This is a genomic window from Actinomadura violacea (assembly GCF_017573465.1).
GTDB classification, from domain to species: Bacteria; Actinomycetota; Actinomycetes; order Streptosporangiales; family Streptosporangiaceae; genus Spirillospora; species Spirillospora violacea.
This window is the reverse complement of the sequence record NZ_JAGEPF010000013.1, coordinates 162,195-188,234: the sequence shown is the minus strand read 5'-3', so window position 1 is coordinate 188,234 and position 26,040 is coordinate 162,195. Positions and strand designations below refer to the sequence as shown.

The following is a 26,040-nucleotide window of genomic DNA, read 5'->3' as shown; positions in this document are numbered from 1 at the left end:
GAACCGGGACGCTTCCGGAGCCGTGACAGTGATGTGGGTCCCACCGCGGATGAGGGTTTGCTGCGCGCCCTGTACAGCGAGCACGGCGGTCCGCTGCTGGGCTACGTCCTGCGGCTGACGGGCGGGGACCGGGCGCAGGCCGAGGACGTGGTGCAGGAGACGCTGCTGCGCGCCTGGCGGCATCCGGACGCGCTGTCGGGCCGTCCGGTGCGGCCGTGGCTGTTCACCGTCGCGCGCAACCTGGTGGTGGACGCGCACCGGGCTAAGCGGGCGCGGCCCCCGGAGACGGGCATCGACGAGCAGGTGATCGCGACGCTGCCCGGCACCGACGACATCGACCGGGCGCTGGAGTCCTGGACGGTCGCCGAGGCGCTCGCCCAGCTGACGCCGCCGCACCGGGCGGTGCTGGTGGAGACCTACTACCGCGGCCGATCGGTCGCCGAGGCCGCGACGGCGCTCGGCATACCGGCCGGCACCGTGAAGTCCCGCACCTATTACGCGCTGCGGGCGCTCAAACTCGCATTGGAGGAGCGGGGGTTGGCGCCATGAACGAATGCGCGGACGTGCGCACCGCGCTCGGCGTGTACGTGGTCGGCGCGATCGAACCGGCCGAGCGGGGCCGGGTCGACGCGCACCTGGAGGGCTGCCCGGCGTGCCGGGACGAGCTGGCGGGGCTGGCCGGGCTGCCGGCGCTGCTCGGCCGGGTCGAGGAGGCGCAGCTGGCGCAGGTGGCCGGGCCGGGCGGGGCGGCCGGGCCGGGCCGGGCGGAGCCGCCGGATCCGGAGTTCCTGGACGGGCTGCTGGCCCGCGCGTCCGAACGGCGGAGGGGGCCGCTCGGGCCGCTGCGCCGGCGGCTCGGCGGGCGGGGCGCGGGGATCGCCCGGTGGGCGCCGCTCGCCGCCGCCGCGTGCCTGCTGCTGGTCGCGGGCGCGCTGTTCGGCGGGTTCGTGTTCCCGGCGAGCGGCGGCGGCCGCGCCGCGTCCCCGCCCGCCGCGTCGGCCACGCCGTCGCCGGAGCAGACGGCGGAGCCGGCGGGGCGCGGCGAGCGGATCGTCGCCGTCAACCCCGGCAACCAGGTCAAGGGCGTCGTCTACCTGCAGCGCAAGGAGTGGGGCACGCAGGTCGAGCTGTACCTGTCGGGGGTGCCGAAGGGGGAGCACTGCCGGATGATGGTGATCGCCCGGGACGGGCGGCGGGACGCGATCGGCAGCTGGTCCGTCCCGTACGACCGCGGCTATGGCGACTATCACGGCTCCACGATGTTCCCGCGCGGTCAGCTGTACTCGTTCGAGATCGTCGGGCTGGACGGGAAACCGCTGCTCACCATCCCCACGTAGGCTCGCGGTGTGGAAGAAACGCGGTCGCGGGCGGGTTGTCGACAATGATGACCGGAGCTTTGGTCGCCCTAGTGGTGCTGTCGGCGGCGACGGTGTTCGGCCTTGTGCGCCGGCACCGTGACGGTGTGCTGCGCGCCACACCGGCGGCGGTCCGCGCACGGAAGGACGGCGACGACCAGGTGGGCGACACCCTGCCGCACGAAGAACTGCGGGCCGACGAGCTGGGCGCCGAACTCGGCGCGAAGGCCACGCTCCTGCAGTTCTCCAGTGCGTTCTGCGCGCCCTGCCGCGCGACCCGGCGCGTCCTCGGCGAGGTCGCCGAGATGGTCGACGGCGTCGCGCACGTGGAACTGGACGCCGAGGCGCACCTGGAACTGGTGCGGCGGCTGAACGTCGTGCGGACGCCGACGGTGCTCGTCCTCGACGAGGCCGGGCGGATCGTCCGGCGCGCCGCGGGGGCGCCCCGCAAGGCCGACGTGATCGCCGCCCTCGGCGCCGCGATCCGGTGACCGCGACCCGGCTCCGGCGGCCCTGTCAAGACCCGGGAACGGGCGATCAACCTGTGAGCCGTACCCCGATGACCTGGGATAAGACACATGTCACTGTCTCGGAAGGCGAGACGGATGTGACAGGGCGCGGATTGTCGGCTTACCATCGTGCCGTGCGTTACTGGACAGAGCAGATGCTCACGAAGCGCCGCGCGGTCGACTTCTGCCGCGTGGCCGCCTCGCTCTGTCGCCCGGCCTGAGGCATCGAGCCCTTCCGCCCCCGAGCTCTTCCGATTTCCACGCTCGTACGCACGCTTCCTCTCCGCCATGGAGCACCCCGATGCAGGTTGATCCGCGTGGGCCGCGCTTCGGCGCGTCCGTCACGACGGTCGTCCTCGTCGCGGTCCTGGTCACGGGAAGCTGGGCACTGCTCGCCGCTCAGGCCGTCGTGTTCGCCATCGGCGCGTTCCTCGGTCTGCGGTACGCCCCGTACGGGCTGGTGTTCAAAGCGCTGATCCGCCCCCGGCTCGCTCCGCCCAGGGAACTGGAGGACGAGGCCGCGCCCCGCTTCGCGCAGGGCGTCGGGTTCGCCTTCGCCCTGGCGGGGACGGTCGGATACGGGACGGGGATCACCTGGCTCGGCATCGGTGCCACCGCCCTCGCGCTGGCGGCGGCGTTCCTGAACGCGGCGTTCGGGTTCTGCCTCGGCTGCGAGATATATCCGCTCTTCCGACGTATCACCGCGAAGATTCGCTCCGACAGGGAGGTTCCCGCATGAGCCGCTCCGACGTCCTGGTGGACACCGATTGGGTCGAGGCCCACCTGGACGACCCGGGCCTGGTCCTGGTCGAGGTGGACGAGGACGTGTCCGCCTACGACAAGGGCCACATCCGTGGCGCCGTGAAGATCGACTGGAAGACCGAGCTGCAGGACCCGGTCCGCCGCGACTTCGTGGACAAGACCGGCTTCGAGCAGCTGCTGTCCGGCAAGGGCATCGCCAACGACGACCTGGTGATCCTCTACGGCGGCAACAACAACTGGTTCGCGGCGTACGCGTACTGGTACTTCAAGCTGTACGGGCACGGCAACGTCAAGCTGCTCGACGGCGGCCGCAAGAAGTGGGAGCTGGACTCCCGCGAGCTGGTCGAGGACGTCCCGTCGCGTCCGCGCACCGACTACAAGGCCCAGGAGCAGGACCTGACGATCCGCGCGTTCCGCGACGAGGTCGTCGACGCGATCGGTGCGCAGAACCTGATCGACGTCCGCTCGCCCGACGAGTTCAGCGGCAAGCTGCTCGCGCCGGCGCACCTGCCGCAGGAGCAGTCGCAGCGGGCCGGCCACGTGCCGACCGCGCGCAGCATCCCGTGGTCGAAGGCGGCCAACGACGACGGCACGTTCAAGTCCGACGACGAGCTGCGGCAGATCTACACCGACGCGGGCGTCGACCTGTCCAAGGACACGATCGCCTACTGCCGGATCGGTGAGCGCTCGTCGCACACCTGGTTCGCGCTCCGCGAGCTGCTCGGCCTGCCGAACGTGAAGAACTACGACGGCTCCTGGACCGAGTACGGCTCGCTGGTCGGCGTGCCGATCGAGCTCGGCGACCCCAAGTAACAAGCCCGAAGCAAGACCAGGCAGGACACCCCACCGCCGCCGGCGGAACGAATCTTTTCCGTGTGCACGGAGATGGAGGAGCAATGACCCAGGGCTGCGCAGCGCCGGAGCAGACGGCGCACCTTCCCGCGACCGTCGACCTGACCAACGAGGCCGTGATCCAGGGCACCGTCACCCGTGACGGCGCCCCCGTGTCCAGCGCGTACGCGCGCCTGCTCGACTCGACCGGCGAGTTCACCGCCGAGGTCGTCACCGGTGACGAGGGCGTGTTCCGCTTCTTCGCCGCCGACGGCGACTGGACGGTGCGGGTGCTGGCCGCGGGCGGCGTGAGCGTCGACAACGCGGTCACCGCGAAGACCGGCGAGGTCGCCGGCCTCGAGGTCGCCATCTGACCTCGGGTCTCCGAACCGCCGAACCCCGCCGTCCCGGTCCGTCCGGGGCGGCGGGGTTCGCCGTTTCCCTGGTGCCGTTCGTCGTTTTCCGTGGTGGCGTTCGCCGTTTCCGCGGCGGCGCACGGCCTGGGGCCGCGCGGACGGGCGGGGTAGCATCGGCGCGATGTTCGTACTGTCCGCCCGGTCGCCGCTGCTGCTGCCGTGGGCCGCACTGAAGCTCGCGGGGCGGTTCGTCCTGCCGCTGACCCTGTGGTTCACCGCCGGGCGGCTGCTGCGCTACGGCGCGCTGTACGGCGGGTACAAGCTCGGGGCGATGAAGGGCACCGCCGCGACGGTCGCGCCGCTGGTCACCGTCGGGCTGCTGGTGATGATCACGCTGGCGACCGCGGTGCTGATGGTGCACTGCGTCCGCGAGGGCCTGGACGTGGTGCACGCCCGCGAGGGCGGCGGCGACCTGACGCCGTGGGCGGTCGGCAACGACGAGTCGGTGGTCGGCGCGATGGCGCGGGCCGCGCTCCCGTTCGTCATCTTCTACCTGGCGTGGGGGATGCAGGCCGACGACGCCCGCGAGTTCGCCGACATGGCGGCGAGCCGCGGCTTCGCCGAGAACGGGTTCCAGGGGCAGCTCAAGGGGATGGGCATGCTCATCTCGCTGGAGAAGCACATCGTGCTCGCCGTCGGCATCACCGCGGCGTTCTTCGTGATCAAGACGGCGGTGGAGTGGCTGCTGGAGGAGCGGCTCGGCCGCTCGGCGGGCGCGCTGATGGCCTTCCTGGAGATCAACTTCACGCTGTTCGGCATCTTCACCATCGACCAGCTGCGCGGCGACGCGACCGACTGGATCACCGGGCGGCAGGCCTGGCAGTGGTTCGACGGCGCCGCCGGACCCGTCCTGGACCTGTGGCCGCCGTTCAAGGACGCGGTGCTCGGCGCGCTGATCTGGCTGGTCATCGCCGGGGTCATCCTCGGCCTGGACGCGGGCGACGAGCGGGTCGTGCTCGGCCGCGGCCGGGCGGCGCGGCGGCTCGCGGCGGCCGGCGGGATCGAGCGGGAGGGCAGCGTCCGGGAGGTGCTGACCCGCGGGTTCCGCGAGATGTGGCTGCCCGCCTGGTACGGGCTGCGGCTCGTCCGCCGGTCCGGGATGCTGCCGTTCGCGGTGTTCTGCCTGCTGTTCAGCGCGCTGGACGTGGGGGAGGACGCGTCCCGCCGGTGGGTGTACGGGCTGCTCGGACCGCACGAGGTGACGTGGTGGATGCCGCGGCTGCCGATGGTCGCCTACGGGACCGGCCTGGTCTTCCAGATCCTGCGGATCTGCCTGCTCGCGGCGGCGTTCAACCTGGTGATGGCGCGGGTCACGGCGCGAAACGCAGCGAAGGCAGTGGCTTCCCCGGTTTCCGTGACGCCTTCGGCGCCTGCACCCGCAGCGCCAGGGCAGCCGCCCTGGTACGGGGCACCGTCCCCTTGACGGTGAGGCGGGCGACGGCGCCGGGCCGCGCCGTCCCGGTGGTGAGGCCGGTCGCCGACCAGCTGCGGCCGTCGCCGTCGGTGAAGGTGTAGACGATGCCGTAGGAGCCGATCGCCTTCGCGGCGGCCGCGTCGTCCGGCCGGACGGCGAGGACGACCTGCAGTTGGGTGACCGTGTCGTCCTTCGGCTTGGCGCCGCCGAGCGGGAGCGGGGCGACGGTCTGCCGGCCGACGACCTTCCACTGCGCGCCCGCGAGCGTGCCGGTCGCGCCCTGCGGGACGTCCGTCACCTTCTCCGGTGGTTTCATGCTCTTCTGGACGCTGTTGGTCTCGTCCTTCCATTTCAGCACCAGGAGGGCGGGTATCAGGGCGGTCAGCGCGAACGCCTGGACGATGCGGCGGTCGCGGGGGCGGATCCCTTGCCGTTGTCGCTGTCGGCGTGGGGGGTGTGGGGGGATCACGGGCAGGTCGGGGTTGGTCTGCTGGGGGTCCCCGAAGGCGTGGCCGGCGGTCGTCATGAGGACGGCTCCGGATCGTAACGGTCGACGGCACTGCGCAGCAGCGCCTGCACGCCGGACGCGCTGATCCCGAGGTCGATGTCGACGGCGGCCGACAGTTGGGGGAGCAGCCCGCCCGTCCCGACGACGAGGTGCGCACCCTGCAGGTGGTTCTTCGGCAGCTCGAACAGCAGCGTGCCGGGCGCCCAGATCATCGGCTGCATGTCCGGGATCGTGCTCGTCGTGGCGGAGCGCGGGTCGTAGCGGTAGCTGTAGCCGCCCGGCGTCTCCAGCTTCGCGGTGCCGAGGCGGAGCGGCTCGCGCTCGCTCTTCGCCCGGATCTTCACGGCGAGATAGATGCCGTCGGTGCCGATCGGCGGATGGTCGCCGAAGCTGAGGCCGGACGCGAGCGAACGGGCCGCCTGCACGCCGTCGACGCGGACGCTGAACATCCGGTTCGAGACGGTCTGCCCGATCTTTCCGTCGTTGCGGAGCGGGTCCATCTCCTTGGCGTCCACTTTCGGCCGCATCGTATGCACCCACATCGCCGCGACGATCAGGCCCGTCCCGATGAGGCCGGTACCGCCGCGCACGAGCAGTTCGCGGCCGTTCATCGGGGGCTCGTGGTCGGGTGGGGCGTGATGGGCCGGATGCCGTGCGCGGGCGGACGCGCCGGGCGCCGGGTCGGGCGTCGTGTTGGGGGTGGCGTGTGCGTCGGGAACAGCGCTGGTGTCGGCGTCGCGGTGGGTGCGGGGGCGGCTGGGGTGACCGGGAGCGTCATCTTCGCGGCGAGCGCGTCGTTCTCGGTGTCGGGCAGCCAGTTGTAGCTGACGTCGGTGAACCCCGTCCGGTACTCCCATTTCCGCAGGCCGAGGGTGAACGTGCGCGGCGCGTCCGCCGGCCCCGCCTTCCACATCGCGGACGCCTCGACGGGCAGGCCCGGCTGCACCGAGTCCGTCTTCGCGCCGGCCGCGACGCCCTCGACCTGGTCGGGCTTCAGCCACTTGCCGGCCTTGGTGCGCGCGGCGAGACCGTCCATCAGCCCGCCGTAGCTGAGCGACTCGGTCTCCTTGCCGTTGTTGACCACCCGCATCCGGACGATCAGATACCGCTTGGCATCCGTGTCGAACGCGCCCTGGACCGCGCCGATCCGCGCGTCCCGGACCGTCACGGTGAACAGGCCGACGTTCAGCGCCTTGCCGGGCTTCTCGACGGGCTGGTTCGGCGCGTCCTTGAACCCGCCCGCGGCCCACGTCGCGGCCGCGAGCGCGGCGACCGCGCACACGACGACGGCGGGGACCAGCCGGCGCCGCACGGACGCCCTGCCCCCGCCTTCGCCGAACGGCTCCCCCGGCGGCGGGGGGACCGGCGCGGTGGACTGCACCCGCCGCATGCTAGTACGACCGACCGTTAAGTCTTTAAGCTCCTCGGATGGCGTACAAGATCCGCTTCGTCCCGGTGGTGCCCGTTCTCATGATCATCGCGGGGGTCGTCGCCGCGCCGCTGGTGACCGCCGGGATCTTCATGGCGGAGATGCGCGCCTGGCAGGCCGTGTTCGGCATCGTGTTCTGGGTCGTCGTCATCGCGTGGCTGATCGGCGGGGGCGTCGCGCGCCTGCGCCGCATGGTGCGCAGCGGATGGACGGCATTCGCCCTCGACGCGGACGGCGTCCGGGTCGGCGCGCGTCCCGGGGCCTCGCCGCAGTTCTTTCCCTGGCCGGACGTGGACGCGGTCGTCCGCTTCGAGACGCCGCGGGTCGTCCGCCGGTCGCCGATCCGGTACCTCGGCGTCAGCCTGCGGGACGACGCGCCCGGCGGCGTCGCCGAGTTCGAGGAGCGGCTGGCCGCTGCGCGCGCACGTCCCGGGCTGTCCGGCGCCGAGCGGGAGACCCTGGAGCACATGGCCGGCAACCTGTCCGGTGACGCCTTCCCCCGCGAGCACGCGGTCAGCGGCTACGTGCGGCAGCGCGACTGGTGGCTGAGCCGGCGTGCCCTGGAACGGGCCCTGCGCGCCCTGACGCCGGAAATTCCGCTCGTGGAATTGGACGCCAGCAGCCTTCCGCACGAATGGCTCGACGACCGGGGCCGGCTGGACGACCTCGCTCTGGAACGCGCTGGCGGCTCGGGTGGTGCTGTGCCCGGCTAGTGATCGGTTGTGGTTCTTCGGTGGGCCTCGGTGTCATGTCCGCATCCGGTCATCCTCCGGAGGGTGAGGGGTGTGCGGATGCGGTCGGCGGTCTGTCTGGGCTCATGGGCAGGGGGCGCTCCGTCTCTTGACGGGGCTACGCTGCCAGCGTGGCCGAGATCATCGACTATGGGCGGTTCGCGGACCGGCTCGCCGCGCGGCGAGCCCGCTGGGACCTACTGCGCGAGTTTCAGGACGAATGGGGCTACACGGTGCCCGCCGGAGCCGTCCCATGGCCGAAATGGTCCGAGACCGAGCACCGCACCTACGTCCGCACCCTGCATGAGGAATGGACCGGTGAGGAAGAGGACCCCTTCAAGGGCGTCGACCGGTCTTTGCCCATCCCGAAGGCGCTGGATGAATGGTGGGACCTGCCGTTCAACTCCTTCACCCACTCGTCGCGGCTGTACTGGACGAACCCCGAGTACCCGCCGACGCTTCGGCCCGACCCGTCCGGCTACGGCGTCGCCGAGGGCCTGCCAGAGGAGAACCCGTTCGTCGAGCCGGGCGGTGACCTGCGGCTCTGCTGCTTCATGGCGGAGTACGAGTACTGCAACGAGTGGGCGTACCTCGCGTCCGAGGCCGGCCAGGACGACCCGCGCGTGTTCGTCAGCATCGACGAGGACGGATGGGCGCTGCAGGCGGAGTCCCTCTCCGAGTTCTTCGTGCTCCTCGCCGCCGTCCGGCTGCCGTCCCACTTCGGGTGGTCCGTCCAGCTCGGCGACGATGACTTCCCGGACGGAGTGCGGGCGCGCATCGAAGCGGCCTACCGTCCCATGGGCCTGCAGAACTGGCGGGAACTCGGCGCCGACACCGCCTTCTTCGGTGGGCCGGACGTGATCGTCCGGCACGACACCGGCATGGCCGACTACTCCGTCGACATCTGCGGCCGCACCCGGGAGGCCCTCGCCGCCACCGCCCGGACCCTCGGCTGGACGTGGGACGACGACCTCGTCGACCCGCCGGCGAAGGACGCGGAGTCCGATTAATCGTCTAGAGTCGTGGCGTTCGTACGGTTTCAGGAGAGATGGGGAATGCGCGGAGCGGGACTCGTGGCCGGCGCCACCGGACTGGCCCTGACCACTGCGCTCGTGTTCGCCCCGGCCGCGTCCGCCGCCCCCGGCGACCGCCCGGACGCCGCGCCGACCACCAAGCCGTCGACCAAGCCGTCTCCCACAGGCAAGCCCACGCCGAAGAAGACGCAAGAGCAGAAGAAGCCGCAGACCCAGTGCAACAAGCCGAGCGGCCAGCCCGCCTCGGCGATCACCCAGCAGCCGTGGGCGCAGCGGCGGCTCGACTTCGAGCAGGCCTGGACGATCACCCGCGGCGCCGGCGTGACCGTCGCCGTCGTCGACAGCGGCATCGAGGCCGATCACCCGCAGCTCAAGGGCAAGATCGCCGGCAGCTACGACGCGACGGGCACCACCCCCACCGACTGCTACGGGCACGGCACCGAGGTGTCGGGCATCATCGCCGCCACCGACCAGCGCCGCCGCAACGTCCCGTTCGTCGGGGTCGCGCCGCAGGCCAAGCTGCTCGACGCCAAGTTCACCACCGGTGAGAGCACCGACGACAACACTTTGCTGCCGAAGGCGATCACGTGGGCCGCCGAGCACGGCGCCAACGTCATCAACGTCTCGGCGCGGGCGCCCGACACCACCCTGCTGCGGCAGGCCGTCAAGACCGCGCAGCAGCACGACGTGCTGATCGTCGCCGCCGCCGGCAACGTCGACAAGGACGAACGCGGCAAGGAGAGCGCCGGCTATCCGGCCAACTACCCGGGCGTGCTGTCCGTCGCGGCGGTGGACCAGAGCGGCACGATCTCCGACTTCTCCAACCACAAGACGCGCATCGACGTGTCCGCGCCCGGTCAGGACATCATCACCACCGTCGGGACCGGGTACGCGGGCGGGCTGCAGGGCACCAGCTTCAGCGCCCCTTACGCCGCGGGCGTCGCCGCGCTCGTCCGGTCCCACTACCCCAAGCTGAACTACCAGCAGGTCATCAACCGGATCCTGCTCACCGCCGAGGGCGGCAACGGGCAGGGCAGCGGCTACGGCATGATCAGCCCGATGCAGGCGGTGTCCGCCGAGCTGGACCCCAACGCCAAGCCTGGGGACACGTCCGCCGCGCGTCCGCTGAGCGGGCCCGTCCCCATCGCGCACGCCGCGCCCGTCGACCACCGCACCCGCAACATCGGCCTCGGCATAGCCGGCGGGGCCCTCGGTCTCACTCTCGTTGTCGCGTTCGGCGGGGCGGTCATTCCGATGGGCCGCCGCCGCAACTGGAAGCCGGGTCGCATTCCTGCCCTTCCGACCGGCGAAGACCGCAACTGACTCGCTGGGGCTTGGTGTCTTTTCATCGCGAACTCTTTTGTTGGTTACCTGATATCCGGAATTCGGGGAATGGGTGTTCGGGTGGTGGGGTGGCGCTGGCGTACGGGGCCGCCCCTCCAAAGTCAAGGGCGCCTTCGGCGTCGCTGCGCGATGGACTTCGTCCACCCTTGACTTTGGAGCCTCTGCGGCCCCTGAGGCAGCGTTAGGGGCAGGCTCCGCCTGCCCCGCCCCGGGTCGCGCCACCCCACCACCCCCTCCGTAAGGTGCGAAGGGGCGAATGCGGGCAAATTGCTTGGCTGAGTCGGTTTGGAAAACCAACCCAGGAAATGCCCGCTCGGGAGTTCGATTGTTCGTCACTCATGGTATTCTTTAGATATGCAATCAGTGACGGTCGAGCTTGAGGGCGCGTCCACCTTGGAACTGGTGGACGCCCTTTCGCTGATCGCTGCTGAACTCGCCGCGCGGGAAGTGCCCGATTCGGCCGCAGCGTCACTGGAATTGGCCGAGGCTCTGGCGGCTGCCACCGATCTACAGGAAAGTGCGCTCGCGACTCTCATTGGCCGGGTGGACGTGGTTGGAGAGCAGCAGCGGTGGGGATATCCCTCCACGCGGGCATGGCTTCGTTCGAGGCTCGGCATGCGTGAGAGCCGCGCCAAGGAGCGTTTGACGCTCGCTCGGCAGCGGCATCGCCTTCCGCAGGTGGCCAAGCGCCTCGCGGCCGGGGAGTTGTCGTACGGGTACGCGACCACCGTCGCCGAGTCGGTCGCTCGGCTGGACGACGCGGACTGCGGTCAGGCCGAGGCCGTGTTGCTGGAGATGGCCGACCAGGGCTTCTCGGCTGGGAAGGTCGCGGCGTTCGGGCAGCGGATCCGTGACGTCATCGCCGAGCGTGATGGCAATGAGGATGCGCCGGACGAGGATTCCAAGCGCGGGTATGCCAAGTCGTGGATCACGACCACGCTTTCTCTGGACGGCGGTCGGTATGTGAAGGGGTGGCTGAACCCCGAGGACGCCGCGATCTGGGACGGCACCCTTGCCCCGCTGGCCAAGCCGGCCGGGCCCGAAGATCGTCGGGACGTGGGCGAGCGCACGGCCGCTGCCCTGTCCAGTGTGCTGGCGGGCGGGCACAAGGCCAGCAAGGTCACCGTGATCTGCGACCTTGAGACGCTGACCGGCGGGAACGCCCCGGCGCGTCTCACCGACGGGACACCGATCCCTGCGGCTCAGGCCCGTCGGATCGCGCTGGCCGCCGGGGTGTCGGCTCTGCTGCTGGGACGCGGCAACACCCCGCTCTATCTGGGCTACCGGGAACGGTTCGCCTCCGCTGCCCAACGCCAGGTTCTCGAGACGCTCTATCCGTCGTGTGCGGTGCGTGGATGCGAGATGCCGGGCACGCTGTGCGAAGTCGATCACGTCGGTGGATGGGCACTCGGTAAGTCGCCCACCGATATTGATCGGCTCGCTCTCACCTGCGGCTGGCACAACCGCTTCAAGCACACCAGCCCCGATCAGATCCAGATCACCAAAGATCCAGACGGGCGTTACGTCTACCGATTGCTTCCGCCAGCGGATGCGCGACCGCGAACCGGGGGCAACGGCCCGCCCCTCGATTGGGCCGCATAGTCACACCCCGGTCAGGGGCTGGTGGCCGAGGCCAGGAAGAACGGGACGGCTGCGAACAGGCGGTTCGTGCGGGCGCGTTCTTGCTGGTCGGTGAGCCATTCGTCGGCTTGCTGGTGTGCGGCGGCGAGGCCGGTGAGCATGGGGAGGATCGTCGCGTCGGTGAACAGGGCGGTGCGGGCCTCGACGGCCACGTCGTGGAAGCCGACGTCGAGGAGGAGGTTGCGGTACTGGCGGGCGGAGTGGGGGGACGGGATCCGGTCGGCGCGGGCGTGGACGAGGGTGCGGGTCAGGTCGGGGAACGAGGAGTCGATGACGAGGGCGTCCCAGTCCTGGCCGCAGAGGACGATGCGGCCGCCGGGGGCGAGGACGCGGCGGGCCTCGGTGAGCGGGAGGCCGGGGTCGGGGAGGTTGTGGAGGACCTTGTCGGCGCGGTAGCCGGCGAGTTCGGCGTCGCGGAAGGGCAGGGCGCGGGCGTCGGCGACGCGGAGGTCGGCGCCGGGGGCGCGGGTGCGGGCGGTGGCGATCATCTGCTCGTCGGGGTCGATGCCGGTGGCGCGAACGCCGCGGGCGGTGAGTTCGGCGACGGCGCGTCCGGTGCCGCAGCCGATGTCGGCGACGAGGGCGCCGGGTGCGGCTTGGAGGAGGTCGTAGGTGCGGGCGCGCAGCTGTTCTGCGCCGGGTACGGCGTCGGCGGTGTCGAGTGCGGCGATCAGTTCCGTGGACATGCGGGTCATGCTGCGACTTAATGTCGACATGAAGTCAAGCGCCGATCTGTCCATCGGGGAGGTGGCGGGGCGCTTCGGTCTCGCGACGCATGTGCTGCGGCACTGGGAGGCGGTCGGGCTGCTGAGTCCCGAGCGGGCGGCGGGCGGGCGGCGACGGTACGGGCGGGGCGATCTGGAGCGGGTCGCGGTGATTCTGCGGGCGAAGCGGGCCGGGTTCGGGCTGGAGGAGATCCGCGGGATGCTGGCGACTTCGGACGCCGCAGGGCGCCGGGAGATCCTGCGCCGGCGGCGCGACGACCTCGTCCGGCGGATCGAGGAGGCGCGGGCGGCGCTCGACGTCATCGAGTGCGCCATGGGCTGCGGTCATGAGGACCTGGCGGAGTGCGCGCACTTCCAGGCGGCCGTGCGCGAAGAGCCCCGGACCGTGGCCCGGGGCTCTTCGGTGGTCGTTACCGGGGTTCCCCGTGGAACGCCGTCTGGATGAGGCGCTTGCCGGCGCGGCGGTCGGAGTGCGTGCCGCGGCCGACGGGCAGCGGGCCGGGGCGGACGTCGAACAGGTTGCCCTCGTCCTTGTTGCCGGACATGATCAGCGCCGGGCTGGCCATGTCCTTCAGGCGCTGCATGACCGGGTCGAACATGGCGCGGCCCGCGCCGCCCATGGTGCGGGCGAGGATCAGGTGCATGCCGATGTCGCGGGCCTGCGGCAGCAGCTCGGCGACCTGCGCGAGCGGGTTGCCGGACGGGGTGGCGACGAGGTCGTAGTCGTCCACGATGAGGAACAGCTCCGACCCGCTCCACCAGGACCGGTTGCGCAGCTGCTCGGGGGTCAGGTCGGACGGGGGGAGCCGGTTGACGAGGGCGCCGTTGACGTCCTTCATCAGCCCGCCCGCGGCGGTCGACGACGCCGCGTACCCGATGACCTGGTCGCTCTCGGCGGAGTCGAGGAGGGCGCGGCGGTAGTCGAGCATGATGATGCGGGCCTCGTCGGGGGTGTAGCGCGCCTTGACGGCGTCGACGACGAGGCGCAGCAGGTTCGACTTGCCGCATTCGTTGTCGCCGAGGACGACGAAGTGCGGGTCGTTCTCGAAGTCGAGCATGACGGGCGACAGGGTCTCCTCGTCGATGCCGATCGGGATCCGCTTGCCGGTCTCGGACACCTGCGGCAGCGAGGTGAGCGGCAGCACGTCCGGCAGCATCCGGACCTGCGGAGCGGGCGGGCGGCCCTGCCAGCCGGACTGGACGGTCTGGACGAGCTGCTTGACCCCGTCGGAGAGGTCCTCGGAGGACGGGCGGCCGTCGACGCGGGGGAGGGCGCCGAGGAAGTGCAGGCCCTCGCGGGTGATGCCGCGGCCGGGCCGGCCCTCGGGGACGTTCGCGGCGAGCTTGCGGTCCATCTCCGACTCGTACGGGTCGCCGAGCTTGAGCTCCAGTTTCGTCCCGAACAGGTCGCGGATGGTGAGCCGGAACTCCGACCACTTGTTGGTGGCGGCCACGACGTGGATGCCGTAGCCGAGGCCGCGGGCGGCGAGGTCGGTGATGGTGGACTCGACGGCCTCGAACTCCTGCCGGACGGTCAGCCAGTTGTCGACGACGAGGAACACGTCGCCGAAGCCGTCGCCGGGGATCTGGCCGGCGGCGCGCATCCGCCGGTAGGTGGCGATGGAGTCGATGCCGCGCTCGGTGAAGAACCGCTCGCGGGACTCCAGCAGCCCGGACACCTCGGCGACGGTGCGGCGGACGCGGTCGGGGTCCAGGCGGCTGGCGACGCCGCCGACGTGCGGGAGGTCGGCGAGCGGGGCGAGGGAGCCGCCGCCGAAGTCCAGGCAGTAGAACTGCACCTCCTGCGGCGTGTGCATCAGCGCGAGGGAGGTGATGAGGGTGCGCAGCAGGGTCGACTTGCCGGCCTGCGGGTTGCCGGCGACGCCGACGTGCCCGGCGGCGCCGGACAGGTCCAGCCACATCGGGTCGCGGCGCTGGTCGAACGGCTTGTCGACGATGCCGGCGAACGCGTGCAGCTGGCCGCGGCCGTCCCAGCCGGCGGTGGTGAAGCCGAACTCGGGGGTCTGCTGCAGGTTCGGCAGGACCTGGTCGAGGGTGGACGGCTCGTCCAGCGGCGGCAGCCAGATCTGGTGCGGGGGCGGGCCGTTGCCGGCGAGCTGCTTGACGACGAGGTCGAACAGGCTGATCTGCGGGCCGTCGTCCTCCGGGGCCTGCTGCTCCTGCGGCTGCTCCTGCATCCGCGGCTGCACGTAGGCGGGGGTGAACGGGACGATCTGGGCGAGCTGCCTGGGGCCCCTCTGCCCGCTCTGCGACGCCGTCTCCTCGTCGGGGCGGTACGGTCCGGACACGTACGCGGCGCGGAACCGGGTCAGCGACTCGGTGCCGATCTTCAGGTAGCCGTTGCCGGGCGCCTGCGGCAGCTCGTAGGCGTCGGGTGAGCCGAGGACGACCCGCGACTCCATCGCCGAGAACGTCCGCAGGCCGATCCGGTACGACAGGTGCGTGTCGAGGCCGCGGAGCTTGCCCTCCTCCAGGCGCTGCGACGCGAGCAGCAGGTGGACGCCGAGGGACCGGCCGAGCCGTCCGATCATGACGAACAGCTCGGCGAAGTCGGGCTTGGCGGACAGCAGCTCGGAGAACTCGTCCAGCACCACGAACAGCGTCGGCATCGGCTTCAGCGCGGCGCCCTGCTCGCGGGCCTTCTCGTAGTCGCGCAGCGAGGCGTAGTTGCCGGCCTGCCGCAGCCATTCCTGGCGCCGCACCATCTCGCCGTGCAGCGCGTCGTACATGCGGTCGACGAGGGGGAGCTCGTCCTCCAGGTTGGTGATGATGGCGGAGACGTGCTGGAGGCCGTCCATGCCGAGGAACGTCGCACCGCCCTTGAAGTCGACGAGGACGAAGTTCAGCACCTCGGAGGAGTGCGTCATCGCCAGGCCGAGGACGAGGGTGCGCAGCAGCTCCGACTTGCCGGAACCGGTCGCGCCGATGCACAGGCCGTGCGGGCCGTACCCGCCCTGCGCGGCCTCCTTGATGTCGAGCTCGATGGGGCGGCCGTCGGCGTCCAGGCCGATCGGGACGCGCAGCCGGTTGCGCGGCGCGCGCGGCTGCCACGACTGCCGCGGGTCGATCCGGGCCGGGTCGGGGACGCCGAGCAGCGTCGTCAGCGTCGTCGCGGCCGACAGCGCGTCCAGCTCGGCGCCCGCCGCGGCGCTGGCCCGCAGCGGCGCGAGCTGCCGCGCGAGGCCGTCCGCCTGCACGTAGCTGAACCGGTCGGGCCGGCCGAGGGAGCTGGCGACGTCCTTGCCGGTGCGGTCGCGGCGCAGCATCGCCATCTTGTCGGCGGCGACCCGCAGCCGCAGCATCGTGTTGTCGGATGTGGGCGCGACGTGCCCGGACAGGTCGATGACGCAGACGCCCTCGATGCCGTCCGAGCCGATCTGCGAGTCGGGGGTGACGGCGCCGCCGTCCACGATGACGACGTGGTACGGCAGGTCGTTCTGCGACAGGCCGGGGGTGAACCGGGCACGGTCCTTCACCTCGGTGCCGTACATCCGCTCCAGCTCCGACAGGCTGCCCGCCATCAGCCGGACGGGCCCGGCCGCGTCCGTCACCGTCGGGTGCATCGAGTGCGGCAGCCACTTGATCCAGTCCCAGTGCGGCATCGCCTCGGCGGACGCGCACACGCTGACCCGCATGTCGTCGGGGGAGTGGAACGCCGTCAGCTGCGCGATCATCGAGCGGACCATGCCGCGGACCGCGTCGATGTCGCCCATCGGCAGGATCCGCGAGAACGACGGCAGCGACACCGCGACCGGCAGGTTCGGGACGGTGGAGTGCGCGCGGACGAACCGGCGCAGCGCGCCCGCCGTCATCGGCTCCAGGTCCTCGATGGGCTTGGTCTCCGGCGGGATCAGCTGCACGGCGAGCTTCTGCGGGCCGGCGCCGATCCGCACGTTGCCGAAGTCGGGGTCGGCGGGGCGGCGCTCCCAGATCCGCGCGCTCATCACCAGCGACCACAGCGAGTCGGGGGACGGGCTGTTCCACTCCAGCGACTCGCGCTGCTGCTCGGCGGCCCGCCGCACCCGGCGCCGCACCTGGCTCAGGTAGCGGAAGTAGTCGCGGCGGGCGCCGTTCAGCTTGAACTTGCGCTCGCCGGAGCCGCGGCCGAGCTGCCCGATCATCATGCCGCCCATGGCCAGCGCCATGCCGCCGCTGCTGATCATCATCATCGGGGACTTGGTGCCGCCGCCGATGAACATCAGGCCCATCATCACCGGCATCACGGCCATCGGCAGGTAGGTGAGCACCGCCTGCATGCCGCCGCTCTGCATCTCCGGGATCTCCGGCGGGGACTCCAGGAGCAGCTCGCCCTTCGGGGCAGGGGGCGGTTTACGGCGCTCCTTGCGCTTGACGAGGATCGTGCTCACCTGGGGGTTCCCTCCACGGGTCACGCCCCCCGGGGTGGCCGCTCGATGCCGGGAGCGCGACCGACCCGCAGGCCCGTTGGCGTGATGTTGACGTTTCGGTGTTGATTTAGCGTATTCGGACGTCACATCCTAAGCTGCGCGTCGATCGGATCCGGCCCGCGATCCGACCCCGGAGGACGGGAGCTCCCGTGAATTCCCCCGCCACAACCGAACTGTGCAGGGTGACCATCGTCGCGCCGCGGCGGCGCATCGACGTCTCCCTGCCCGCAGACGTACCCCTGGCGCACATGCTTCCCACCTTGCTGCGGGCGGCCGGCGAGAATATGGCCGATGCCGGTCTCGCGCACTCGGGCTGGGTGCTGCAGCGGCTCGACGGCGACCCCTTCGACCCGGCGCAGACGACGAGCGCGCTCGGGGTGCGGGACGGGGAGATCCTCTACTTCCGGCCGCGGATGGCGCAGCTGCCCGAGATGTCGTTCGACGACGTCGCCGACGTCATCGCGACCGGCATCCGGGAGCGCTCGGACCGCTGGCGGCCCACCACGACCCGCTCGTTCGGGCTCGGCGCGGCGGGCGTCGCGCTGGTCGTCGGCGCCGCCGTCATCGCGCTGTCCGGCCCGCCGTGGATCATCCCGGCGGCCGCCGCCGGGCTCATCGCGCTGCTGACCCTCGTCGTCGCGATCGCGCTGTCGCGGGCGGTCGCCGACTCCGGCGCCGGCGTCGTCCTCGGCTACGCGGCGCTGCCGTACGCGTTCCTCGCCGGCGCGCTCGCCCCCGCCCGCAAGGGCCTGGAGCTGACCGACCTCGGCGCGCCGCACCTGCTCGCCGGGTTCGGGGTGGCCGCGCTCGCCGCGATCATCGCCGCGTTCGGCGTCGCGGACGGGCTGCCGGTGTTCCTCGGCGTCGCGTTCGCCGGGCTCGTCGGCGCGATCGGCGCCGGCGTCGGGTTCGCGTTCGACCGGCTGCCCGCCGCGGGGATCGCCGCCGTCGCCGCGGTGGTGGTGATGATGTTCATAGCGGCGGTCCCGTCGCTGTCGTTCAAGCTGGCGCGGGTGCCGCTGCCGCCCGTCCCGGCCAGCGCGGAGGAGTTGCGCAGCGACACCGAGACGGTCGACGGGCGGATGGTCCTCGCCCGGACCGCCGCCGCGGACCGCTTCTCCACCGGCCTCATCGCGGCCATCGCGCTCGTCGCGGCGGGCGCGATGCTGTTCCTGTTCGGCGCGCACGGCTGGGCCGGGCCGGCGACGAGCGCGGTGATGTCGGTGTCGCTGCTGCTGCGCGCCCGCGTCTTCCGCGGCGTGCCGCAGCGCGCCTGGATGCTGGTCGTCGGGCTGTTCGGCCTGGTCCTGACCGTGATCGGGGTCGCGGTGCACGGCAGCCAGGTCGTCGCGCTCGCCGCCGCGCTCGTCCCGCTGCTGGTGCTCGTCGGCATCGTCGTCGGGGTGACGATGTGGCTGCCGACCCACAAGCCGACCCCGTTCTGGGGGCGCTGGGGCGACATCCTCGACGTCCTGGTGATGATCTCCCTGATCCCGCTGGCGCTCGCGGTGCTGGACGTCTACTCCCGCGTCCGCGGGCTGGCCGGGTGAGGCGCTGATGCAGAGCCGGCGGGATCTCTACCAGGCGCACCGCCTGATGACGCAGCGCGTCGGGCTCGCGTTGCTGCAGGGCGAGCCCGACGTCGCCGAGTCGCCGATGCGGCGGCTGTCGGCGGCCGGGTTCGGCGGCGTGATGGTCGGCCTGCTCGTCGTCGCGGTGTTCGGCATCTGGGGTGTGCTGTCGCCGGGCGGCGCGAAGGGGCTGGACCAGCCGGGCGTCCTGATCATCGAGAAGGAGACCGGCACCAAGTACATCTACGACGCCAACACCAAGAAGATGTTCCCGGTCGCCAACTACGCCTCGGCGATGCTGGCGCTGAACTCCGACAACGTCACCCGCCGCACCGTGTCCCGCAAGTCGCTGGACGGGTTCGAGCGCGGCGCGATGATCGGCATCCAGGGCGCGCCGGACTCGCTGCCCGGCAGCGACCAGCTCATCCGCGGCCCGTGGTCGGTGTGCGTCCGCGAGACGCAGGCCGCGAACGGCGTGCCGCAGGAGCTCACCGCCCTCGCCGCCGGGCGCGACGTCGGCGGGCGCGGGCTCGGCGACGGCGAGGCGCTGGTCGTGCAGTCCCGCGGCGCCCCCTGGGTGATCTGGAAGGACCACCGGATGCAGCTGTCGCTGCCGGTGAACCAGGTGCCGGTGCTGACGAACGGCCCGGAGGCGGCGCAGGTCCCGCCGACGTGGCTGAACGCCATCCCGTCCGCGGGCGCCTTCGGCGCGCCGAACGTCCCGGGCCGCGGCAAGGCCGTGCCTGGGCCGCGCGGTGCCCAGGCCAGGGTCGGCCAGGTGTTCAAGGCCGGGACCGGCGCGGGCGGGCAGGCCCTCTGGTACGTGATGCTGCAGGACGGCCTGTCGCAGATCAACGGGACGCAGGCGCAGCTCCTGCTGCTGGACCCGAACGAGCAGCAGGCCTACCCGGGCGCCCGCGTCCAGCCCATCGACACCGACGTGGCGTCCGCGCGGCAGATCCCGTCGCCGACCCGGCTGCTGGACCAGAACCTGCCGCCCACGCTGCCGAAGTTCGCCAAGTGGGACCCGTCCACCCCGCTGTGCTCGGTGTTCCCGGTCGGGTCGTCGGCGTCGCACCTGACGGTCGGCGGTTCGCTGCCCGCGCCGTCGGCGGGGGTGCTCGGGTCCGGCTCGGCCGGCGGGGCGAGCACCGTCGACCAGATGGTGCTGCCGCCGGGCGGCGCGGCGCTGATGAGCCTGGTGCCCGGCGGCGGCGACTCGTCCGGCGGGACGGAGGGCTCGGGGTCGCTGTCGCTCGTCAACGACCAGGGCATCCGGTTCGCGCTGCCGTCGGCGGACGTGGCGAAGAAGCTCGGCTACGACGCCAAGAAGGCCGCTCCGGTGCCGTCCAGCGTGGTGCACCTCATCCCGCAGGGCCCCGCCCTCGACCCGACACAGGCCCGAAAGCCGATTCCGACCGCCCACGGTTAACGGAGGGACCGTCCGAAATTGATGTGATGCAGATCACGCAAATATTGACATCCCACCATGAACCGCTAGATCACTATTCACGTCGACATAGGCGTGGCATACGACCTATGATCGCTGACATTTCGTGCCTCAGGAGTGCTCCCCGGGCAGGCCGCGCGCCGTCGCCCCACGGCTCCAGCGGCGCGGCGCCACAGACTCGCAAACGGAGGTGACACTGTGGGTGGACAGTCCGCAGTCGACAGACACGCCATGCAGCAGGCGGCGACGCGGATCGAGGACTCCGCGAACATCGTCAAGGGCCTGCAGAGCCAGCTCGAGGGCCACAAGTCCTCGCTGATGTCCGGTTGGGCCGGCAACGCCGCGGTGTCGTTCGACCGGGTCTTCAACGAGTTCCAGACCGAGATGAACAAGGTCCGCACCGCCCTGGACGGCATGCACCAGAAGCTGACCCACACGAAGATCACCTACGAGTCGACCGAGCAGGAGCAGACCGAGGCGGTCAACAAGATCAACCAGCTGCTGAACGGCAGCACCTGATCGTCCCTCCACCCGCCCCGGCCCCTGAACGCGAAGGACTCGTGACGTGAGCGACAGCTACACCAAGGCAAACTTCGGCACCATGCAGCAGGCGCAGGCCGACTTCTCGCTGGCCTACCGCGCCCTGACCGACGAGCTCCACGACCTGGAGAAGAACCTGGAGCAGCACCTCTCCCAGTGGGAGGGCGACGCCCAGGGCGCCTACTGGGAGGCCAAGCGGACGTGGGACGCCGCCGCCGCCCACATGGGCCAGGTCCTGAACCAGCTCGGGGTCGTCATCGGCGACGCCCACAGCAACTACAGCGCCGCGGAGCGCCGTAACCAGGGCATCTGGGGCTGAACGACCGCTGGACCGCCTACGTCGTGCCGCCCGGCCCGGGCAGCACGGCGTAGGCGCGCCAGGGGGGTCCGGAGGCCATTCGCCAGGAGGATGAGCAATGAGCAAGTACACCCTGCCGCCTGAAGCGCTCGCGAAGGTCGACTACACCTACACGACCGGTGCCGGTGAGTACACCCAGGTCCACACCCAGCACGGGATGACCCAGCAGGAGTGGAACAACCTGCCGGAGTACGAGCAGCGGCAGCTCTACTACCAGTACGGCGTCCCGGCCAAGAGCCCGACGGACCCCTCCAACGCCGCCCCCCGCGGCTCCCAGCCCGACGACGGCAAGTGGGGCATCGAGGCCGACGACGGGTACGAGGTCGACCCCAAGGAACTGCGGGACCTGGCCAGCAAGATGCACAGCGAGTTCACCGGCTGGCAGCAGCGCCTCGCCAAGGTCCAGAAGATCGCCATCACCACCGGGAACCTCGGCGGCGTCCCCGGCAGCGAGAGCTTCGTCGACCTGGCCGGCCAGTCGCGCGACGGCTTCGGCACGTACATCAAGAACATCACCGACGCCTACAACGGTGTGATCGAGAAGCTGAAGGCGACCGCGGACGGCTACGAGGCCGCCCATGGCAAGACCCAGAAGCAGGTCAACAACGTGCACCCGGGGAACGGCAGCCTGGCCTGACGGCGGGTAGGCGGAAGGAGGGGAAGAGGAATGACCGAGGAGTACTACGTCATCCGCGGCTCTCAGTCGTGGTCCAAGCCGACTGCCGACGGGATGAGCCTCGACGACGTCAAGAAGAAGCTGTCGAGCATCAACTCGGCGCCGGTCAAGGACGCCGGCACCGCCTACTCCGACGCGGCGGACGCCCTCGCGGAGATGAGCACCGCGCTCCGCGGGTTCGCCCAGACGCTCGTCAAGCACTGGAAGGGCGACGAGGCCAAGAAGGCGGTCGCCCAGCTCCAGCAGGTCCACGCGACCTCGATCAATCTCTCGAACAGCAGCCACACGAACGCCTCGACCTACAACTGGTACGGCACGCAGATCCTCGACTGGTACAAGCAGGCCGGCCAGGACGCCAGTGACGGCCTCATCCACACCAGCGGGGACGACAAGCACGGCCGGGAGCTGATGCAGCGGTTCCTGAACCGGACCGGCGAGGCGTTCAACGCGCACCCGACGCAGATCACCAAGGACCTGCCCCAGGACAAGGGCGGACTGACCGACACGCCTCCGGGCGGCCCGGGCGGTCCGGGCAGCGGTGGCGGCGGCATTCCCGGTGGGGGCGGCGGCATTCCCGGCGGCGGAGCGGGCGGCGGCGCCGGCGGCTTCGGCAGCGACCCCGGCGGCCTCGGCAAGTACGGCTCCGGCGGCTCCGGCGGGACCAGCCCGTTCGCGCCCGCGGCCAACAGCGGTCCGCACCTGCCGGGCGGCGGCGTGGGGAGCGGCGGCTTCGGCACCGACCCCGGCGGTCTCGGCCACGGCGGCGGAGGCAGCCTCGGTGGCAGCGGCGGCCTCGGCAGCGACCTGTCGAGCTTCCCCGGCGGCGGGGGCGGCGGAGGCATGCCCTCCGGCCTCGGCGGCGGTGCCGGCGGTGGCCTCGGCGCCGACCCGGGCGGTCTCGGCGGCGGCGCTGGCGGCGGCCTCGGCGGCTTCGGCGCGGGCCCTGGCGGCCTCGGCGCCGCGGGCGGTGGCCTGGCCGGCGGCGGAGCGGCCGGTGCGGCCGGACGCGCGGGCGCCGGACGCATGGGCGGCATGCCCATGGGCCATGGTGGCCACGGCGGCGGCGACAGCGAAGAGCGCGAGCGCACGACCTGGCTGTCCGAGGACGACGACGTCTGGGGAGCCGACGACGACACCGCACCTCCGGTGATCGGTTGATCTCCGCAGTACCGACGACGTGACAAGGGCGGACGGGGACCTGGCTCCCGTCCGCCCTTTCCGCACTGGATGGGAAACGACACATGCGACGGCTGATCCAGACGGCGACGGCCGCGGCGGCGGCGGTGGGCCTGGCCCTGGGGCCGGTCACCGTGGCCCAGGCCGCCCCCATTAGCCCGAACGAGTGGTGGTTCGGCGCTTGGAACATGACGACCGACGTGTGGCCCCAGACGAAGGGCGCAGGCGTCACCGTCGCCGTCGTCGACACCGGGGTCAACGCTTCGCTGCCCGACATGAGGCCCGCCGTACTGCCCGGCATCGACCTCTTCCACGACCACATGAGCGGCAACGGGCAGCAGGACCACGACACCAATGAGGGCCATGGCACGGCCATGGCCAGCCTCATCGCGGCTCGCGGCACGCATTCGGGCTTCTACGGGATCGCCCCCGAATCGAAGATCCTGCCGATCTACAGCCCCGGGAACTCGCCGACGGACGTCTCCAAGGCGATTCATTTCGCCGCCGACCACGGCGCCAAAGTGATGAACTTCTCGCGCGGAGAGTCGTCCTCGGTGTTCAAGCAGCAGTGCCCGGACGAGGTGCTCCAAGCCCTCAAGTTCGCCGAGCAGAAGGACATCGTCATCGTCGCCTCCGCGGGGAACGAAGGCGACTACTCGAACGATTCCATCTACCCGGCCTCCTGCCCGGGCGTGCTCGCCGTCGGCGCGATCGACCGCCAGCTGAAGCCGTGGGAGCACACCCAGCGGCAGAACTACGTGACGGTCGGAGCGCCCGGCGCCGATGTCGGCGCTATCGGCAAGACGGGCCACGTCTACAACAGCGGCGCGGGGACGAGCCAGGCGTCCGCGCTGACCTCGGGCGCGGTCGCGCTGATTCGCGCCAAGTACCCGCAGATGAAGGCGCGGCGGGTCGTCCAGCTCCTCACCAACACGGCCAAGGACTTCGGGAAGCCCGGCAAGGACGACCAGCTGGGCTATGGCGTCATCAGCATTCCGCGTGCGCTGAAGAACAACGTTCCGCAGACCGCGCAGAATCCCGTCTATGCGCGGCTCGACAAGGCCGTGGTCAAGAAGCCCGCGGGCGGCAACCAGACCGCACCCAAGACGAAGAGTGACAGCGATGACTCCGGCAGTTCGAACATGCCGCTGGTCATCGGCGGGCTCGTGGTCGTCGTCGTGCTGATCGCCGTTGGGGTGTTCATCGCGCTGCGGCGCCGGAGCGGATCAGGCGGGAAGCCCGGCGGCCCGTACGCGTCCGGGCCCTTCCCGAACGGGCCGCAGCAGATGGGCCAGCCGGGCACGCCGCCCTCCTTCGGGGGCCGCACCGGCGGCCAGCCGCTGCCCCCGCAGGGCGGCGGGCAGCAGTTCCAGGCGCCGCCGCTGGGGCACCCGAACCCGAACATGGCACCGCCTCCGAACGGACCGCCGCAGGGTCAGCCCAACCCCTACCTCGCGCCGCCCCAGGAATGATCGCCGCCGACCCGGGCCGGCTGTCCGGCCCGGGTCAGTGGCGCACGCAGGTCAGGCAGGCCGACAGCGCCGCGGTGACGTCACGCGCGATGGCCTGCGCCGCGCCGCGCGTCACGGTCTCGTCGAGCGGGACGCCCTTCCTCTGAACCGCGACGCCGTCGTGGTCGAGCGGGTAGGAGGTGCCGTCGAAGTCGACGGTGATGACGGCGTTCTCCGTCCGGACGACCATCCTCGTCGTGCCGCTGCGTCCGAGCCCGGTCGTCGTCACGCTGTGGTGCAGGAACGCCTCGTCTCCGAGCCCGCGCGTCAGGATCGGCGCCTCGTTGTGGACGGCCCCGACGCTGTCGGTGACCGTTCCCTGCTTCGAGGTCCGCCAGGCCGACCGGTAATCGGACTTCGCATCGGCGAGTCCCGACGCGCCGACGAACAAACGAATCGCGACCCGCAAATGCCGGGAGGTCAGCGTCTTGCCCTTCTCCGCGCTGAGCGGCTCCCGCCAATCGCACGACGCGTACTTCTGGTCACCGGAGACCCCGCCGACGTCCGGCGTCGCTTTCCCGGCCGCCGGCATGTACTGCGCAAGCAGGTTGGCAGAAGGAGCCTCGCAACCCGCCGGCAGCGCGACGAAGTGATTTCCCGGCGCACCCTTGTCGTCCGACCCGGACGTGCCCCAAACCACCGCGCCACCGATCACCACGACCGCCGCGACAGCCCCGGCAATCGCCACCCGCGACCTCTTCTTGATCCACCCGACCCCAGAGGCCCGTCCTGTCCCCTCAACTGCAGAGGGACTTTCCGTCTCCTCGGAACCGAACCCCGGCGCAACGAACTCCGGCGCCACCTCAGCCGAGCCCCCGGCCTCCTGAGCCGCTTGGTACGACCCGTCCAAGCTCTGGTCAGGAGCCACGAACTCCGGCCGCGAACCCTCAGCCAACCTCAAAGCCCCCAAACCACAATAAGTTCGCCATCCAACCCGCTGTGAGATTAACACCGAACCGAACGAGGTCTCTGGTTCCCTCCCGGAACTGAAGACCCTTCACGGGGCCCCGGCGCAGGTGAGGGCACGCGGAGGCCTGACGCTGCCCATGCAGGGGTTCGAAGGTGGTGACCTCGGCGTCGTGGACGGCTTGACTAAGGCTTGACTTGCCTTGCCAGACGCGGAAAGATTCCGCCGAATCCCGACGTCGCCGTCCACCGTCTCGTTGAGGCGGATGTGCGGTGCGGCCGGTCCGGAGCTCGGCTGGCCTACAGGGATTCGCCGCCGCGCAACGCCGAAGCAATTGGAAGTCAGAGTGGGGGCGTGACCGTCTCCATTCTGCAAGCGCAGAGGAACCCACATGACCATCCCCACAGTGACCGCCGATGGAATTGAGTTCCGGGTCCATCGCGGTGAACTGACCGGCATCGCGCACAAGGCCGACACGATCGGCAAGCGGATCGCCGAGCTGTCGAAGACGATTGGCGGGCCATCGCTGGACGCGGCCACCGCTCACGGCGGCTGGGAGGCGGGCTCCGCGCTGTCGCAATGCGCAACGGCATGGATAGGGAACATCGGGAAGCTGGGCAGCCAGGCAACCGATGTGGGCAGCAAGCTGCACACGTCCGTACAGCATTATCACGAGGCTGAGCAGAGAGTTATCCACCACGTTCGCCAGGTCGGGGGAGAGTGAC

27 protein-coding genes are annotated in these 26,040 nt (G+C 71.2%); 21 read left to right on the top strand and 6 right to left on the bottom strand.

Annotated elements, in window-relative coordinates:
* The first annotated feature begins 57 nt into the window (after positions 1-57).
* From J4709_RS21995 to J4709_RS21965, 8 genes are all read left to right on the top strand, one after another.
* Complete coding sequence (locus J4709_RS21995; RefSeq protein ID WP_443608527.1) at positions 58-549, top strand: sigma-70 family RNA polymerase sigma factor; 492 nt, start codon at positions 58-60, stop codon at positions 547-549.
* Positions 546-1,337, top strand: a complete 792-nt coding sequence (locus J4709_RS21990; RefSeq protein ID WP_208243660.1) for a zf-HC2 domain-containing protein — start codon at positions 546-548, stop codon at positions 1,335-1,337. The genes J4709_RS21995 and J4709_RS21990 overlap by 4 nt, the downstream gene beginning before the upstream one ends.
* 179 nt (positions 1,338-1,516) lie before the next feature.
* Positions 1,517-1,846 (top strand): TlpA family protein disulfide reductase, encoded by a 330-nt coding sequence (locus J4709_RS21985; protein WP_307801435.1) that lies wholly within the window; start codon positions 1,517-1,519, stop codon positions 1,844-1,846.
* A gap of 68 nt (positions 1,847-1,914) precedes the next feature.
* Complete coding sequence (locus J4709_RS56155; protein ID WP_372442127.1) at positions 1,915-2,085, top strand: Ms5788A family Cys-rich leader peptide; 171 nt, start codon at positions 1,915-1,917, stop codon at positions 2,083-2,085.
* Between the two features lie 80 nt (positions 2,086-2,165).
* On the top strand, positions 2,166-2,603 hold the full coding sequence (locus tag J4709_RS21980; protein WP_208243657.1) for a DUF4395 domain-containing protein: 438 nt from the start codon (positions 2,166-2,168) through the stop codon (positions 2,601-2,603).
* Positions 2,600-3,439: a sulfurtransferase gene (locus J4709_RS21975; RefSeq protein ID WP_208243655.1), complete on the top strand. Its 840-nt coding sequence runs from the start codon at positions 2,600-2,602 to the stop codon at positions 3,437-3,439. The genes J4709_RS21980 and J4709_RS21975 overlap by 4 nt, the downstream gene beginning before the upstream one ends.
* A gap of 83 nt (positions 3,440-3,522) precedes the next feature.
* On the top strand, positions 3,523-3,831 hold the full coding sequence (locus J4709_RS21970; RefSeq protein WP_173098448.1) for a DUF1416 domain-containing protein: 309 nt from the start codon (positions 3,523-3,525) through the stop codon (positions 3,829-3,831).
* 163 nt (positions 3,832-3,994) lie between these two features.
* Positions 3,995-5,296, top strand: a complete 1,302-nt coding sequence (locus J4709_RS21965) for a hypothetical protein (RefSeq protein ID WP_208243653.1) — start codon at positions 3,995-3,997, stop codon at positions 5,294-5,296.
* On the opposite strand, the gene J4709_RS21960 is transcribed toward J4709_RS21965, so the two are convergent.
* From J4709_RS21960 to J4709_RS21950, 3 genes are read right to left on the bottom strand one after another with little or no spacing between them, the layout of a single operon-like run.
* Positions 5,184-5,813 carry a hypothetical protein gene (locus J4709_RS21960; protein ID WP_208243652.1) on the bottom strand — a complete coding sequence of 210 codons (630 nt, stop codon included), beginning with the start codon at positions 5,811-5,813 and terminating at the stop codon, positions 5,184-5,186. The genes J4709_RS21965 and J4709_RS21960 overlap by 113 nt on opposite strands.
* The gene (locus J4709_RS21955) at positions 5,810-6,406 is read right to left on the bottom strand and encodes a hypothetical protein (RefSeq protein ID WP_208243650.1); all 597 of its coding nucleotides are present in this window, start codon (positions 6,404-6,406) and stop codon (positions 5,810-5,812) included. The genes J4709_RS21960 and J4709_RS21955 overlap by 4 nt, the downstream gene beginning before the upstream one ends.
* Positions 6,403-7,176 (bottom strand): hypothetical protein, encoded by a 774-nt coding sequence (locus J4709_RS21950; protein WP_208243648.1) that lies wholly within the window; start codon positions 7,174-7,176, stop codon positions 6,403-6,405. Before J4709_RS21950 ends, J4709_RS21955 begins: the two co-directional genes overlap by 4 nt.
* A gap of 47 nt (positions 7,177-7,223) precedes the next feature.
* Between J4709_RS21950 and J4709_RS21945 the strand changes: the two genes are divergently transcribed.
* The 4 genes from J4709_RS21945 to J4709_RS21930 all read left to right on the top strand — a co-directional run bounded on the left by J4709_RS21945 (position 7,224) and on the right by J4709_RS21930 (position 11,935).
* Positions 7,224-7,937: a hypothetical protein gene (locus J4709_RS21945; RefSeq protein ID WP_208243646.1), complete on the top strand. Its 714-nt coding sequence runs from the start codon at positions 7,224-7,226 to the stop codon at positions 7,935-7,937.
* A gap of 149 nt (positions 7,938-8,086) precedes the next feature.
* Positions 8,087-8,965 (top strand): hypothetical protein, encoded by an 879-nt coding sequence (locus J4709_RS21940; RefSeq protein ID WP_208243644.1) that lies wholly within the window; start codon positions 8,087-8,089, stop codon positions 8,963-8,965.
* A 45-nt stretch (positions 8,966-9,010) separates the two neighbouring features.
* Positions 9,011-10,312: a S8 family peptidase gene (locus J4709_RS21935; RefSeq protein ID WP_208243643.1), complete on the top strand. Its 1,302-nt coding sequence runs from the start codon at positions 9,011-9,013 to the stop codon at positions 10,310-10,312.
* A gap of 375 nt (positions 10,313-10,687) precedes the next feature.
* Positions 10,688-11,935 carry an HNH endonuclease signature motif containing protein gene (locus tag J4709_RS21930; protein WP_208243641.1) on the top strand — a complete coding sequence of 416 codons (1,248 nt, stop codon included), beginning with the start codon at positions 10,688-10,690 and terminating at the stop codon, positions 11,933-11,935.
* Between the two features lie 11 nt (positions 11,936-11,946).
* Here the strand turns inward: J4709_RS21930 and J4709_RS21925 are convergent, their stop codons facing one another.
* Positions 11,947-12,660, bottom strand: coding sequence for a methyltransferase domain-containing protein (locus tag J4709_RS21925; RefSeq protein ID WP_232383855.1), 714 nt, complete (start codon positions 12,658-12,660; stop codon positions 11,947-11,949).
* Between J4709_RS21925 and J4709_RS21920 the strand changes: the two genes are divergently transcribed.
* Positions 12,659-13,144, top strand: coding sequence for a MerR family transcriptional regulator (locus tag J4709_RS21920; protein ID WP_232383889.1), 486 nt, complete (start codon positions 12,659-12,661; stop codon positions 13,142-13,144). The two genes, J4709_RS21925 and J4709_RS21920, sit on opposite strands and share 2 nt — an antisense overlap.
* Here the strand turns inward: J4709_RS21920 and eccCa are convergent.
* Complete coding sequence (eccCa, locus tag J4709_RS21915) at positions 13,110-17,087, bottom strand: type VII secretion protein EccCa (RefSeq protein WP_208243636.1); 3,978 nt, start codon at positions 17,085-17,087, stop codon at positions 13,110-13,112. The genes J4709_RS21920 and eccCa overlap by 35 nt on opposite strands.
* A 188-nt stretch (positions 17,088-17,275) precedes the next feature.
* On the opposite strand from eccCa, the gene eccD reads away from it, so the two are divergent.
* The 7 genes from eccD (at position 17,276) to J4709_RS21880 (ending at position 24,369) form a co-directional block, all read left to right on the top strand.
* Positions 17,276-18,676, top strand: coding sequence for a type VII secretion integral membrane protein EccD (gene eccD / locus J4709_RS21910; RefSeq protein WP_208243634.1), 1,401 nt, complete (start codon positions 17,276-17,278; stop codon positions 18,674-18,676).
* Between the two features lie 7 nt (positions 18,677-18,683).
* A complete protein-coding gene (gene eccB / locus J4709_RS21905) occupies positions 18,684-20,129 on the top strand; it encodes a type VII secretion protein EccB (RefSeq protein ID WP_208243632.1) in 1,446 nt (481 codons plus the stop codon).
* Positions 20,130-20,264: 135 nt separating this feature from the next.
* Positions 20,265-20,666: a WXG100 family type VII secretion target gene (locus tag J4709_RS21900; protein WP_307801423.1), complete on the top strand. Its 402-nt coding sequence runs from the start codon at positions 20,265-20,267 to the stop codon at positions 20,664-20,666.
* Positions 20,667-20,712: 46 nt separating this feature from the next.
* Positions 20,713-21,006, top strand: a complete 294-nt coding sequence (locus J4709_RS21895) for a WXG100 family type VII secretion target (protein ID WP_173098462.1) — start codon at positions 20,713-20,715, stop codon at positions 21,004-21,006.
* A 97-nt stretch (positions 21,007-21,103) separates the two neighbouring features.
* Positions 21,104-21,682: a hypothetical protein gene (locus J4709_RS21890; protein ID WP_208243630.1), complete on the top strand. Its 579-nt coding sequence runs from the start codon at positions 21,104-21,106 to the stop codon at positions 21,680-21,682.
* 30 nt (positions 21,683-21,712) lie between these two features.
* On the top strand, positions 21,713-22,879 hold the full coding sequence (locus J4709_RS21885) for a hypothetical protein (protein ID WP_208243628.1): 1,167 nt from the start codon (positions 21,713-21,715) through the stop codon (positions 22,877-22,879).
* 83 nt (positions 22,880-22,962) lie between these two features.
* Positions 22,963-24,369, top strand: coding sequence for a S8 family serine peptidase (locus J4709_RS21880; RefSeq protein ID WP_208243626.1), 1,407 nt, complete (start codon positions 22,963-22,965; stop codon positions 24,367-24,369).
* Positions 24,370-24,403: 34 nt separating this feature from the next.
* Here the strand turns inward: J4709_RS21880 and J4709_RS21875 are convergent, their stop codons facing one another.
* On the bottom strand, positions 24,404-25,096 hold the full coding sequence (locus J4709_RS21875) for a hypothetical protein (protein ID WP_208243624.1): 693 nt from the start codon (positions 25,094-25,096) through the stop codon (positions 24,404-24,406).
* Positions 25,097-25,706: 610 nt separating this feature from the next.
* Between J4709_RS21875 and J4709_RS21870 the strand changes: the two genes are divergently transcribed.
* Positions 25,707-26,039: a hypothetical protein gene (locus tag J4709_RS21870; RefSeq protein WP_208243622.1), complete on the top strand. Its 333-nt coding sequence runs from the start codon at positions 25,707-25,709 to the stop codon at positions 26,037-26,039.
* The last annotated feature ends 1 nt before the right edge of the window (position 26,040 follow it).